The 15,323-nt window shown below is 28.4% G+C and carries 10 protein-coding genes and 1 pseudogene; all 11 read left to right on the forward strand.

What is annotated here, in order from left to right:
- Positions 1–287 (forward strand): GDP-mannose 4,6-dehydratase (locus EJJ37_RS08840; protein ID WP_193553918.1); only part of this gene is annotated, 287 nt, incomplete at its 5' end.
- A 12-nt stretch (positions 288–299) separates the two neighbouring features.
- Entirely contained in the window at positions 300–1,745 is a 1,446-nt protein-coding gene (locus EJJ37_RS08845; protein ID WP_133015219.1) for a flippase, read from the forward strand.
- Between the two features lie 8 nt (positions 1,746–1,753).
- Positions 1,754–2,326, forward strand: a pseudogene (locus EJJ37_RS08850) (UTP--glucose-1-phosphate uridylyltransferase); the annotation flags it as partial.
- 224 nt (positions 2,327–2,550) lie between these two features.
- Positions 2,551–4,464 (forward strand): BglG family transcription antiterminator, encoded by a 1,914-nt coding sequence (locus tag EJJ37_RS08855; protein WP_133015220.1) that lies wholly within the window; start codon positions 2,551–2,553, stop codon positions 4,462–4,464.
- A 17-nt stretch (positions 4,465–4,481) separates the two neighbouring features.
- A complete protein-coding gene (locus EJJ37_RS08860) occupies positions 4,482–4,883 on the forward strand; it encodes a PTS sugar transporter subunit IIA (RefSeq protein WP_133015221.1) in 402 nt (133 codons plus the stop codon).
- Position 4,884: 1 nt separating this feature from the next.
- Entirely contained in the window at positions 4,885–5,160 is a 276-nt protein-coding gene (locus tag EJJ37_RS08865; RefSeq protein ID WP_133015222.1) for a PTS sugar transporter subunit IIB, read from the forward strand.
- Between the two features lie 52 nt (positions 5,161–5,212).
- Positions 5,213–6,586 carry a PTS ascorbate transporter subunit IIC gene (locus tag EJJ37_RS08870; protein ID WP_133015223.1) on the forward strand — a complete coding sequence of 458 codons (1,374 nt, stop codon included), beginning with the start codon at positions 5,213–5,215 and terminating at the stop codon, positions 6,584–6,586.
- Positions 6,587–6,670: 84 nt separating this feature from the next.
- Positions 6,671–7,483, forward strand: a complete 813-nt coding sequence (locus EJJ37_RS08875; RefSeq protein ID WP_133015224.1) for a transketolase — start codon at positions 6,671–6,673, stop codon at positions 7,481–7,483.
- Positions 7,484–7,495: 12 nt separating this feature from the next.
- Complete coding sequence (locus tag EJJ37_RS08880) at positions 7,496–8,422, forward strand: transketolase family protein (protein WP_133015225.1); 927 nt, start codon at positions 7,496–7,498, stop codon at positions 8,420–8,422.
- Between the two features lie 33 nt (positions 8,423–8,455).
- On the forward strand, positions 8,456–9,094 hold the full coding sequence (gene fsa, locus EJJ37_RS08885) for a fructose-6-phosphate aldolase (protein ID WP_133015226.1): 639 nt from the start codon (positions 8,456–8,458) through the stop codon (positions 9,092–9,094).
- A gap of 202 nt (positions 9,095–9,296) precedes the next feature.
- A complete protein-coding gene (locus tag EJJ37_RS08890; RefSeq protein ID WP_133015227.1) occupies positions 9,297–15,146 on the forward strand; it encodes an immunoglobulin-like domain-containing protein in 5,850 nt (1,949 codons plus the stop codon).
- Positions 15,147–15,323: the final 177 nt, after the last annotated feature.

Raw genomic sequence — 15,323 nt, forward strand, 5'->3', positions numbered from 1 at the left:
AAAGAACTAACATAACAATAGTTAAGACAGTAATATCTTACTTAAATGAAAATGTTGATAAAGAAGTTACTGAAAACTTAATTAAGTATGTTGAAGATAGAAAAGGTCACGATAGAAGATACGGAATTGATCCAACTAAGATCAAAGAAGAATTAGGATGGTATCCTGAAACTACATTTGAAGTTGGAATTAAGAAAACTATTCAATGGTACTTAGATAACCAAGAATGGATGAAAAATGTTACTTCAGGTGAATATTTAAATTACTACAATGAAATGTATAAGTAGGAAGAATGTATTATGAGTATAAAAAAGAATTTTATTTATAATTTATCATATCAAATTTTGATAATGATACTACCTCTTATTACAACTCCATATATTTCTAGAGTAATTGGTCCAGAGGGAGTTGGAGTTCAGTCATATACATATTCCATTGCTAATTATTTTGTATTATTTGCAATGTTAGGAGTAAATAATCATGGTAATAGAAGCATTGCTATGGTAAGAAATAATAAAGAAAAATTAAAAAGAACTTTTATAAGTATTTATTCAGTACAATTTATAATGTCTGCAATTATGATATTATTATATTCAGTATATATTATATTTATAGCTAAAGAAAATAAAATAATATGTATTATACAGGCTATTTATATAATATCAGCATTATTAGATATTAATTGGTTTTTCTTTGGTATGGAGCAGTTTAAATTAACGGTAGTTAGAAATACAGTTATAAAATTAGTTTCTATATTAAGTATTTTTATATTTGTTAGAAATAGTAATGATTTATATTTATATTCGCTAATATTAGCTTTAGGAAGTCTTATAAGTCAATTTATATTATGGAAATATTTAAGTAAGTATATTTCATTTGTTAAGGTAAGTAAAGAAGAAATATTAGAACAAGTAAAACCAATATTAATATTATTTATTCCGGTAATTTCTGTAAGTGTGTATAAAATAATGGATAAAATTATGTTAGGATCAATGAGTAACATGATTCAAGTTGGATTTTTTGAAAATTCAGAGAAGATAATGAATATACCATTAGGTGTGATTACAGCATTAGGGACAGTAATGTTACCTAAAATGTCTAATTTATATGCGACTGGAAATGAAAAGGAAGGAAATAAGTATATTGGATTGTCTCTTGAATTTGTTATGTTTATATCATTTGGAGCAATGTTTGGTCTTATAGGGGTAAGTCCAATATTAATACCTATATTTTTAGGAGATAAATTTATTGAGTGTGTAAATATAGTATCATTAATATCTATAACAATAGTATTTTTGGCATGGGCTAATGTTGTTAGGACACAATATCTAATACCCAAAAAGAAAGATAAAATTTATATAATATCTACTATAATAGGAGCAGTTATTAATTTAGTAATAAATCTTTTATTGATAAAAAAATATGATGCAATTGGAGCCACTATTGGAACAATATTTGCAGAAGCATCAGTGTGCATATATCAATCAATAATGGTAAGAAAAGAGTTGAATATGAGTTTATATTTTAAAAGAATTTTATTCTATATTTTATCTGGAACAATTATGTGTGTAGCAATTAGAATATTAGGAAATATGTTAGGACAGTCAATATTTACTGGAATTATTCAAATTGTTGTTGGTGGTACTTTATATGTTACTTTATGTTTAATATATATGTTTTTAATTAAGAATGAAATAGTTATGAATAGTATCCATAATTTAAAAAAACTAAAGAAATATAAATAAATTTTAATTTCATAAGACAAAAGAAAGTAGTAGGATTAGAACATTCTATGTTTTGTTCTAAAAACTCTGTATGGAATGAGCCTTTTGCAGTACTACTTGGTGATGATGTTGTTTATAATGATCAAAAACCATGTTTAAAGCAACTTATTGATTGTTATGGAGAGTATAAAACTTCAGTTTTAGGAGTTCAAACAGTAGATCCACAAGATGTCAATAAGTATGGTATAGTTGGTGGATTACATATTGAAGATAGAGTATACAAGGTTAAAGAGTTAGTAGAAAAACCATCAGTAGAAGAAGCACCGTCAAATGTTGCAATATTAGGAAGATATATAATTACACCTAAAATATTTGAAATATTAGAAAATACAGCTCCAGGTAAAGGAAATGAAATTCAACTTACAGATGCATTACTTAAGCTTATTGAACATGAAGCAATGTATGCATATGATTTCGAAGGAAGAAGATACGATGTAGGAGATAAACTTGGATTCCTTCAAGCAACAGTTGAATATGCTCTTAGAAAAGAAGAGTTAAGAGATGGATTTATTGAATATTTAAATAATATAATTAAAGAATAAAATGAAAATAGTAGGTAGTTTTAAGATTAATTAATTCTATCTACTATTTTTATATTATTAACAGGAAATTATTACAAAAAATAAGTAAAATTAGTATTAAGTAGGTATTTTGATGTATAATTACCATAAATAAAAATTGCCACAATTAAGGAAAACAATTGGTATAGTTTAACATTGAGAAAACGAATACAATGATATTGTAAGGTAGCTAAGGAGGTAAAGAGTTGATAATTCTTACTAAAAGACAAATAAAAATAACTAACTTTCTAGAAAATAAACTAGAATGGACAACTATAGAAAACATAGCTAAAGCATTTGATGTAAGTGAAAGAACAATACGAAATGATTTAGATTCTATAGGAGTATTTTTACAAGAAAATAATATTGAATTAGAAAGAAAGCCAAGATTAGGAGTTAAGATTAACTTAAAAAGAAATCAAAATATCAACAATATACTGAAAGAGTGTACTAATAAGTTATATACAGCTGATGATAGAGTTATTATGATAGCAATAATATTGCTAATAAGAAGCAGCACAACTATTGAAAAATTATCAGATTATATCCAAGTAAGTAAAAATACATTAGTAAATGATTTGAAAGCATCTGAAGAAATATTAAAGAGTTTAGGTGTTGAAGTTACTAAAAAATCATATTACGGAATTACTACGAAGGAAAATAATTATGAAAAGTTAGCAAATGCTTTCTTAGTATTATTTCATAAGCTTGAAGAGAGATATGAATATGAAGTATACAAGCTTTTGTATGAAAATAACAGCTTAGATAAAAACATAATACGAAACATTATAGAAGCTGTTGAAGAAAATAAGGGTATTCAATATACAGAAGAAGCTTATGAAGAGCTAGAAATAATTTTATTATTAACTCTATATAAAAGTATAAATTCCAAGAGTGAAGATGAAAATTATAAAAGTAATTTATTAACTAAAGAAAGTATTTTTCTAAAGGAAATTATAGAAAAGTTTTCGCCAGTAAAAGTTAATGATGAAAGAATATCTTATTTGTTTAAAGTATTTAAAGGAGCTAAAAGATCTAAGTATATTACTGAAAATAAAGAAGAATTAGATGTTGTTGTTAATGAGATAGTAGAAGAACTATGCGAAATACTTAATATTAAAGTTGATAATGATAATGAATTTTTAATGCAAATGGCAATGCACTTAAATGTAGCAATCTATAGATTGAAAAATAATTTGATAATAAATAATCCTATGTTAGAAGAGATTAAGTATAAAATGTCTTTCATATATGATGTTACAGAAAAGGTATTAAATAATAAAAAGGATGTTATTGGTGTAGAGTTTCCAGATGCAGAAATAGCATATATGGCAATGTATTTTGAAACCTTATTTGAAAAGTATGTTAAAGGTAATTTAAACTCTAAAATTTTAATTGTATGTAATGGAGGACTAGCAACATCAAGCTTGTTAAAGTCTAGAATAAACTTAATGATACCAGAAGTGACTATTGAAGGTATATGTAGATTAAAAGATGTTAATGATTATTTAAATAATACTGATATCGACTTTGTAGTAACTACAGTACCATTAGAACTAAAGGAATATAAAGTTATAAAAGTAAGTCCATTATTAGAGATTGAAGATTTAGAGAGAATTAAAGCTGAAATTTATAATAAGTGGTATGAAAAGAATTGTAAGTATTTAATTGAGAAAGTTAAAAGTGAAGATACAACTGATATAGCAAGAATAATACCTGAAAAATATGCTCAGTTTAATTTAGTTATAGATGATTGGAGAGAAGCCATAAAAGTAGCATCTCAACCTTTAGTAAAATCTAAAAAAATAAAACAAGCTTATATTTCAGATATGATAAGAGTTGTAGAAACATTAGGAAATTACATGGTTTTCATTCCAGAAATCGCATTTGTACATGCTCCACCAGAGAATGTTATAGACAATGGAGTTAGTTTATTAACATTAAAAGAACCATTAGAGTTTGGAGTTAAAAATAAAGTAACTATAAAAGCAATAGTAGTTTTAGCTAATAAAGAAGAAAGTAAAAGCCTAGTTTCACTAGTAAATATACTGATGAGAGGTAGTAATGTAGATAAATTTAAATCTGCAACAAAATATGAAGAAATTAAAAAACTAGTATAAGAAGTAGGGGGAGGAAAATGTTTGTAAAAATAATAGATGAGGTCAAGGATTACACTGAGGCAATAAAAATATCTTGTGATACTTTAGAAAATGAGGGAATTATAGAGGAAAGATATTATGATTCAATAATAAAGAAAATAGATGAATTTGGTCCTTATTTTTGTATAGCTGATGGGGTGTGTATGCCTCATGCTAGACCAGAAGATGGTGCTATAAAAGAAGGATTATGTATATTAAAGTTAAATAAGCCAGTAGATTTTTTAGGAAAACAAATAAGTATGTTTTTTACACTATCTGCAAGGGATAATGATTCACATTTAGGGTTATTAAGAAAAATTGCAGAAGTTTGTATGGATAAAAATAAATTTAATAAATTAATGAAAATAAATAATGAAAAAGAGTTAATGGAGGTATTTTAAAATGAAAAGAATAATGGCAGTATGTGGTTCAGGGTTAGGTTCAAGCTTTATGGTGGAAATGAATATAACAGACGTATTAAATGAATTAGGTGTATCAGGAGAATATGAAGCAAGTCACACTTCTTTAGCAGATGTAACACCATCAGATGCAGATATTTTTGTTACAGGAGCAGATTTAGCTGATAGTGCAAGTCATTTACCAGAACTTATAGTATTAGATTCATTATTAGATAAAGATGAATTAAAAAATAAGATAAAAGAAAAGTTAGGATTATAAAAGATATATTTCTATTGGATAAGTTTCATAAAAAATACAGGGGGAATTGGTAATGACAGGTTTTTTAAAAGTATTAGTTGATTTTGTATCACAACCATCAATTTTGGTTGGAATAATAGTTTTAGTTGGATTATTACTTCAGAAAAAAGATTTAGATGTAGTTATTAAATCTACATTAAAGGCAATGGTTGGCTTTTTAGTTATTAGTGCAGCTGCAAATGTTATAACAAGTTCATTAACACCATTTGGAACTATGTTCTCACATGCATTTAATATATCTGGTGTTATTCCAAACAATGAAGCAGTTGTTGCTTTAGCTATTGATGAGTTTGGAACAGCAACAGCTTTAATTATGGCATTTGGAATGATAGCAAATATTATAATTGCTAGATTTACAAAATTTAAGTATATATTCTTAACAGGACATCATACATTATATCTAGCTTGTATGATAGCAGTTATCTTAGCTTCAGCAGGAATGACAGGTTTCCAATTAGTATTTACAGGAGCAATTGCTTTAGGATTAGTAATGGTATTATCACCAGCGATATTACAACCTTTCATGAAGAAGATAACAAAAAATGATTCTGTTGCATTAGGACATTTTTCAGGTGTAGGATATGCTTTATCAGCATTAATTGGAAAAGCTGTAGGTAAAAATTCAAGATCAACTGAAGAAATGAAAGTACCAAAATCTTTAAGTTTCTTAAGAGATTCAGTTGTATCTATTTCACTTACAATGGTTGTTTTATATTTAGTAGTTGCAATTGTATCAGGTCCAACATTTGTTGAAAGTGAATTATCAAGTGGAGATAACTATATAGTATATTCTTTAATTCAAGCATTAACATTCTCTGCAGGATTTATATTAATCCAAAATGGAGTTAGATTAGTACTTAATGAAATAGTTCCAGCATTTAAAGGAATTTCAAGCAAATTAGTTCCTAACTCAAAACCAGCATTAGATTGTCCAATAGTATTCCCATATGCTCAAAATGCAGTATTAATTGGATTTATATTCTCATTCTTAGGTGGAGTAATTTCTATGGTAGTTTTAGGTGCCTTAGGATTAGTTGTAATAATACCAGGGGTTGTACCACACTTCTTCTGTGGAGCTACATCAGCAGTTTTCGGAAATGCTACAGGTGGTAGAAGAGGAGCTATTTTAGGATCTTTTGTAAACGGTATATTAATATCATTCTTACCAGTAGGTTTATTACCTGTACTTGGAAACTTAGGAATAGCAAATTCAACATTCTCAGATGCGGATTTTGCTGTATCAGGAATTTTCTTAGGAAAAGTTCAAGAATATATAGGGGGTACAGGCTTAACTATAACATTAGTTGCTATAGTTGCAGTTTTAGTTGTAATTAGCTTAGTAAGTAAGGATAAAGAAGTTAAAGTTAAAAATACAGAAACAGTTTAAATATTGTGTAGATTTAAAATTGAGGAATTTATTGATTCCTCAATTTTTATACAAAAATATAAATAGAAAAGGAGAATTTTATTAATGAATAAAGATAAATTAGTTGAAATATCAAAGAATTTAAGAAAAGACATAATAGAAACAATAAATAAAGCAGGATCAGGACATCCTGGTGGTTCCCTTTCTATTATAGATATACTTTCATATTTATATTTTGAAAAGATGAATATAGATGTATCAAATCCTAAGTATGAAGAGAGAGATAGATTTGTATTAAGTAAAGGACATGCAGCTCCAGCTTTATATGTTACTCTTGCTGAAAAAGGTTTCTTTGATAAAGAAGAATTAAATCATTTAAGAGAACTTGGTTCTATTCTTCAAGGGCATCCTGATGCAAAGAAGTGTCCAGGTGTAGATATTTGTACAGGATCTTTAGGTCAAGGTTTTTCAAATGCATGTGGTATTGCTTTAGGAAATAAACTTAATAATTATAACTCTAAAACTTATGTTGTATTAGGAGATGGAGAGCTTCAAGAGGGAATAGTTTGGGAAGCTATGATGGCTGCAGCAAAATATAAGCTGGATAATTTAGTTGCTATAGTTGATAAAAACAACATTCAATTAGATGGAAGAGTTTCAGATATAATGCCTTTAGATAATTTAGAAAATAGAATTTCTGATTTTGGATGGCATGTAGTTCAATGTGATGGTCATGATTTTGATGATATAAATAGGGCTTTTAATGAAATAGAAGAAGTTAAGGATAAACCTAAATGTATAATTGCAAATACTATTAAGGGAAAAGGTGTTTCATTTATGGAAGATAATGTAGCATGGCATGGTGTTGCACCAAATAAAGAACAAACTGAAATGGCTATAGCAGAAATAGTAGGATAGGGGGAAGTAGTAATGAAGAGAGCAACAAGAGATTCTTATGGACATACTTTAGTAGAACTAGGAAAAGAAAATAAAAATATAGTAGCTTTAGAGGGTGATTTATCAAAGGCTACTAAATCAGAATTTTTCTCAAAGGAATTTCCAGATAGATTTTTTAATATAGGAATTGCAGAACAAAACATGATAGCTATGGCAGCTGGTTTATCAACTACAGGAAAGATACCATTTGCTTCAACATTTGCAGTTTTTGCTGCTGGTAGAGCATTTGAAATAATAAGAAATTCTGTTTGTTATCCAAAAGCTAATGTAAAAATAGCAGCTACTCATGCTGGAATAACTGTAGGTCCAGATGGAGGTTCTCATCAAGCTATAGAAGATATTGCTTTAATGTGTTCACTTCCTAATATGATAGTGCTATCACCTGCTGATGATATTGAAGCTTGCAAGTGTGTTAGAGCAGCAGCAAATATTAACTCACCTGTTTATATAAGATTGGGAAGAATACCATTAGATGATATATATGATAATAATTATGATTTCCAAATTGGAAAAGGTAGTGAATTAGTTTCTGGTAATGATGTAACTATTATAGCAACAGGAATTATGGTTCATAAAGCTTTAAAGGCAGCAGAAGAATTAAAGGCTGAAGGTATTAATGCTAGGGTTATTAATATATCTACAATTAAGCCTATAGATGAAGAAATTATAATTAAGGCTGCAAAAGAAACTAAAGGTATAGTAACTGTAGAAGAACACTCTGTTATTGGTGGACTTGGAGATAGAGTTTCATCTGTAGTTTGTAGTAATTACCCTGTATTAGTTAAGAAAATTGGAGTTAATGATGTATTTGGTGAGTCTGGTAATCCTGATTCATTATTAGAAAAGCATGGATTAACTGTTGAAAATATTAAAAATACAGTAATGAGTATACTTAAGTAGTTTTATATAAATAAAAGTTTGGAGGGATGGAATATGAAAATATTTATTGATACGGCAAATGTAGATGAAATTAGAGAAGCTGCAACATGGGGAGTTTTAGATGGAGTTACAACTAATCCATCATTAATTGCAAAAGAAGGTAGAGATTTAACAGAAGTAATTAATGAGATATGTTCAATAGTGAATGGTCCTATTAGTGCTGAAGTTATTAGTTTAGAACATGAAAAGATGGTTGAAGAGGCTTTAGAATTAGTAAAGATTCATGAGAATATTGTTATTAAGATACCTATGTGTATTGAAGGATTAAAGGCAGTTAATATTTTAAGTGCAAAGGGAATTAAAACTAATGTTACTTTAATATTCTCATCTCAACAAGCTTTAATGGCGGCAAAGGCTGGAGCTACTTATGTTAGTCCTTTTGTTGGAAGATTAGATGATGTTGGAATGGATGGAACTGAATTAATAAGTGAAATTGCTAATATCTTTAAGGTTCAAGGTATTAAAACTGAAATTATTTCTGCAAGTATTAGAAATCCAATACATGCTTCTAAGTGTGCAGCAGCTCAAGCTGATATTGCAACTATTCCATTTAACGTATTAAAGCAAATGTGCTTCCATCCATTAACTGATGCTGGAATTGAAAAATTCTTAAAGGATGCAAAAGTAAAATAGTAGAAAAAATAAGCTATATGTATAAGCATATGGCTTATTTTTTATTCATATTTTCATAATATTTATATGAAACTTTATAATTTGTCAAAAAAAATATATTTTCCATAATACATATAAAATAAAATAAAAAATTGTTAATTTTTTTTTAATATTATGGTAATATTGTTCTAATAATTCATTAATTAAATATAAGGGGGATAATATGAAAAAATTTACAGCTTTTTCATTAATATTTACGCTATTTTTCTCAAATATAGCTTATAATGTTATCGCTGCTGTGAATGTAGGTCAAGCTAATGCGGTTCTACAAGGTGACTATGTAGTTATAGTTAATACTAATTTAGAAAATAGTCAATCTACAGGCAGTATTATATTTGATGATTCTGGTTTAAATATTAACTCAATTAGTGAAACTTCATCACTTTCTGAAGAAAATGATAATATCAATGAGAGTTCAAAAGAGACTGTAGAAGTCTTAGCTTTAGAAAATGATGAAAATAGTGTACAGTTAAATTCAAAAATTACAACAACTTATGCTTTAGGAGATACAAAGAAAATAGGACAAACTGAAGCAACTAAGAAAACTTATACTTTAATAGGTATAGGTGATAAGTGTTATGTTTGGATGGAAAACTCTTTAAAGGATAAGTATGATGCAGCTAATAAAACAGAGTTAGCAGCATCAGAAATGATTAAGGTATATGAAGGTGCTCCTTATGAAATGTTAAAGGAGTTATCAGGTGATAATATACCGTACTTAGATAATTCAGGTAAGCTTTCTATTTTACTTGAAACTACAGATGGAAACTCTGGTTATTATGGAAATGAAAATGATATAACATCAATACATATTAATACTAAAGAGCCAGATAAGTTTAGTGAGGGTGGCTTTGATGGATTAAATGGTCTATTAGCACATGAAGGTCAACATGCTTTATTTAGATTATTAACTTTCAAGGGGGATGCTGTACTTGCTCATCAATATAGCTGGATAAATGAAGGTATATCTGTAGCAGTAATGGACAAGTTGTGGGGATATCATGATAATAATGGATGGCTAACTAGAATAAATGACAGTGAAAAATTAAGAAATGGTTCGTCTTTAGTTTATTCAGGTTCTAGAAATACAACAGTACAAGATTATTCAATGCCATACTTATTTGTAAGATATTTAGCTGCTCAAGCTACTAATAATGGTAATCCAATAGATTTCTTAAAGAAACTTTATACTATGGATGGAACTAATAAAACTGTTGAGCAGTTTATGAATGAAATTATACAGCAAATTCCTAATTTAAAAGATAAAACTTTTAAGGAGGTATTAGGAAGTTTTTATGTAGCAGCATTTTCGCCAGAGAAAACTGGAGAATATAGTTTTTATGGAGATCCTGTAGTTACAGAAAAGGTAACTTCTTATCCTATATATTTAGGGGAAAGTGGTAAGGCTTTAAATTTAGAACCTACAGCTGCTATTGTTGTTAAAACTTTAGGTGGAAGTTTTACAGTTCCAAGCGATGCAGGTAGTGATGTAAAGTTTTATGTAGTAAGTAAAAATAATGATATATATAAGCCAGCTGCAGGAAGTGGAACATCTTCTGATCCTTATGTAATAACTAATGTAGATGAATTAAATAGTTTAGGTAAATACCCTAATGCTTATTTTAAATTAGGTAATGATATAGATGTTGCAACAGGAAGCTTCTTTACATCAGAGAGTTTTTCTGGGAACTTAAATGGTAATGGCTATTCTATAAATAATTTAGATAAGCCATTAATTAAAAATAATACTGGAACAATAACTAACTTAAATGTAAATGCAAATATTAATATGGAAGTTAGCTCTGATTTTGGTGTAATAGCTAGTAAAAATAGTGGGGCAATTTCTGATGTTAAAGTAAATGGAAGTTTAAAATTAAAAGCGATTGTAGCTAATAAGTTTCTAAAAGCAACTATTGGAGGATTAGTAGGAAGCCAAGATCCATCAGGAATTATTGAAAGATCAAGCTTTGATGGAAATATGAGTATTTCTATGGCTTCAAATGATGCAAATGTAGGTGGAGTATTAGGTTATAATCTAGGGGTTATTGAAAACACTTATTCTAAAGGTAGTATACAAGTATCTCAAACAAGTGCAGGTGATTATCCATTATACTTAGGTGGTTTAGTAGGTTTTAATGAATCATTTTCATATGGAGCATCTATAGAAACTTCATATTCAATAATGACATTAGATTCTACTGGAGTAACTACACAAAAATTAGGTTCTATAGTTGGGTATTTAAAAAGAGGAACAATTAGTGATTCTTATGGAATAGACAAATATGAACCTGTAGGTAGTGACACAAGCAATTCAGATAGTAAAAAGTCATTAACTGAACTTCAAAGTCAAGGAACATTTGCTAGTTGGGATTTTGATATTGTATGGAAAATGGATACACAAGGAGATAAGACACCAGTATTTAAGAGTGGAAGTGACATTAACTCAATAACTGCAAAATTATCACAAACAGATTATTTTGTAGGTGAAAAGTTATCTCTATATGGTTTCGATACTTTAACTATTAATGGAAAAAATATAACATTAACATCGCAAATGTTAAATATGGATGAATTTGATTCTTCATCTGTAGGACAAGGTAAAGTTATAAATGGATCATACATGGGTAAAAACTTTACTGTTACTTATAATATAGTAGAACCTAATTCAGTTTCAGATCTTCAAATATCTGAAAAGGGAAAAGTAGATTATTATGTAGGAGAAAATTACTCTGATGAAGGAATAGTACTAAAAGCTAAGTTAAATGGATCACCATATGATACATATATATACTCTGGATATACTAATAATTTAGCTAATCCTTTAACAGTTAATGATACAAAAGTTGATATAAGTTATTATGGACAAACTGTAAGTCAAGATATAACAGTAAAAGAAAAAACTATATCATCAATAACTGTATTTAATAGTGCAGATAAATCGACATATGTCCCAGGAAATATTGTAGATTTAAGTGGAATAAGATATCAAATTAATTATAGTGATGGAAGTACAAGTAAGACTTTAGGATATAGTGACTTAAGTAGCTACAATTTAAAAGTAGCTCAAACAGATTCATCAGGTGGAAATTCAAGTGCTTTTGATGTAAGTAAGTTATTAGAAGAGTCTGATAATAATACAAAGTTATATATTTATTATGGAGATATATTACCAGGAAACCAAGGTTCAATTTCAGCTGAAGTAGTAACTTTAAATATAGTTAAAAGGTTATATATGGAAGATGAAACTTTTAGAGCTGCAAAAGGCAATTATGGATACTGGGAGTCAACTGATTTATTAAATTCAAATTATGATGTAAAAACAACTTTAAAATCAGGAAGTTTACCAGTAGGAATAAATGCTTACCGTATTCCAGATAATAGTATTAATTATTTTAGATTTGATGGTACTCCAACAGAATTAGGAACATTTGAAGTAACATATAATATAGCAAAACTTGATGGAAGTGATTCTATAGATGTTACTTTTACATTTAATGTAGAAGAAGTATCAAATGAAGCAAAAATAGAAAAGATATTTTTATTGAAAAGTGATAATAAAAATTTACCACAAGATATAGAAGGAACTATAGATGATGTAAATAATACTATTAAATTCATAGTACCTTATGGAACAGATATTACTAAATTAATAGCAAGACCTACTTTCTATAAGAATTCTACTTTACCATCAAATTTCATTTGGTATGGTGGTTTAGATTTTACTACACCAGTAGCTTATGAAGTAACAGCAGAAGATGGAAAAACAAAGAAAACTTATATGGTTAGTGTAGAGGTATTACCTACTCCAGATGCAATAACATCAATAGATATAGATAATAAAATAACTGACATAAGAGTTGGAAGCGCTCATACTTTTGCAACAACAGTAAGTGGCTTTGGAAACTTTGATAATTCTGTTTCTTGGAAAATAGAAGGTGAAACTAGCAAAGATACAACTATAAATAGTAACGGTACTTTAACTATAGGGGAAGATGAATCAAGTAAAGCAATAAAGGTAATAGCAATAGCTTCAGGAGATACATCAAAAACTATAGAAATATCAATTAATGTTATTCAAAAGCAACAATTAGATAAAGTAACAGAGTTATTATGGGATAGAAGATTAGCTAAGTGGAAAGCAATATTAAATGCTAAAACTTATGAATTAAGTCTTTATAAAGATGATCAATTAATAGAAACAATAGTAGTAAATACAAATGAATATGATTTAACTAGCTTTATAAAAGAAGCTGGAGAATATAGTTTTACAGTAGTAGCAAAAGCAGATGGCTATAAAGATAGTGAAGTATCTGATAGGTCTTCTGTATTTGAAGTTAAGGATGAAGAGCCAACAACTCCAACACCATCTAAATTAGACAAGGTTGAAAATTTAGTTTGGAATGACATGGTTGCAACATGGGATGCAGTAGCAAATGCAACAAGATATAAAATAGCTTTATATAGAAATAATGCTTTGGTTGTTGAAAAAGTTGTTGATATAAATGGACAAGAAGTTTTATCTTTAGCAAAAGCAGCAAATAAAGTAAGCTATGATTTCTCACAATACTTTACAACTGAAGGAGAATATAAATTTACAGTAGTAGCAGAAGCTGATGGTTATGAAAGTAGTGAAATAGCAGGGGAAGATAATAATTATTCTGATAATGTTAATATATACGTAAATACAAGACCTGAAATAACTGCTAATGATGTAACAATAAAAGTTGGAGAAAGCTTTAATGAGCGTCAAGGAGTTACAGCTTATGATAAAGAGGATGGAGACTTAACTAATAGTATAGAAGTTGTAGAAAATACTGTAGTTACAACTACTCCAGGGGTATATAGTGTAACTTATAAGGTAGTTGATAAAAAAGGATTAGAATCTACTAAAACTATAGTTGTTACAGTTCTTAGTAATGAAAAACCAGTAATAAGTGGAGCTGATGATATACAAATAGAATTTGGCTCATCATTTGATCCAAAGGCAGGAGTAACTGCAACAGATTATGAGGATAAAGATTTAACAGCAAGTATAGTAGTAACTGGAGAAGTTAACACAAGTGTTGCTGGAAAATATGAATTAGTATATTCAGTAATAGATAGTGATAAAAATACTACAACAGTAAAAAGAATAGTAACTATTAAAGAGGAAATAAAACCAGAAGAGCCTGAACAAATAGCAGATGCTGTAATAAAGGCTAACAATGTAACAATAAAACTAGGAGAAAACTTTAATCCATTAGAAGGGGTAGAAGTAACAGATCCTAAAAATCCAAATATAATAAATAACTTAAAATATACAAGTGATGTGAATATAAATAAAGCTGGAGTTTATACAGTTAAGTATGAAGTAGTAGGAAGTAATGGAAATGTGGTAACTAAAACAATAGTTGTTACAGTACTTAGTAATGAGAAACCTGTAATAAGTGGAGCTAATAATATACAAATAGAATTTGGATCAGTATTTGATCCAAAAGTAGGAGTAACTGCAACAGATTATGAGGATAAAGATTTAACAGCAAGTATAGTAGTAACTGGAGAAGTTAACACAAGTGTTGCTGGAGAATATGAATTAATATATTCAGTAACAGATAGTGATGGAAATATTACAACAGTAAAAAGAATAGTAACTGTTAAAGAAGAGGTAAAACCAGAAAATCCTGAAACACCAGTAGTTCCTGAAGAACCAAGCAATCCAGTTGTTCCAGATGAACCGGTGTTACCTGAAGAACCAAGTAATCCAGAAACACCAGTAGTTCCAGAGGAACCAGAGTTACCTGAAGATACAGTAAAACCAGAAGAACCAGTAACTCCAGAGGTACCAAGTGTTGATTCTGATAAAGAAGATGTTTCTATAACTATAGATAATAAGGTAGAAACTGAGAAGAATGAATCAAACAGTGAAGAATTACCTAAAACAGGATCTGCTGTTTCAGCATCAGAACTTTCTTTATTATCATCATTACTTATTTTTATAGGTAGTTTATTAAGTAGAAAGAAAATAAAGAAATAGTAAATCATTACTAAAGTTTAGAGTCAAATTTTATGTGAAAACATAAAGTTTGGCTCTATTTTTTTGCAATAAAAAAGACTACAGGGGGGGAACTGTAGTCGGTATAAATGGGGGAGTAGACTTTAAATAATATGTCTATATTTATAGCTTGACCATATATGGAATTTTTATACAACA

It is taken from the genome of Clostridium cuniculi (genome assembly GCF_004353185.1).
GTDB lineage: Bacteria > Bacillota > Clostridia > Clostridiales > Clostridiaceae > Clostridium > Clostridium cuniculi.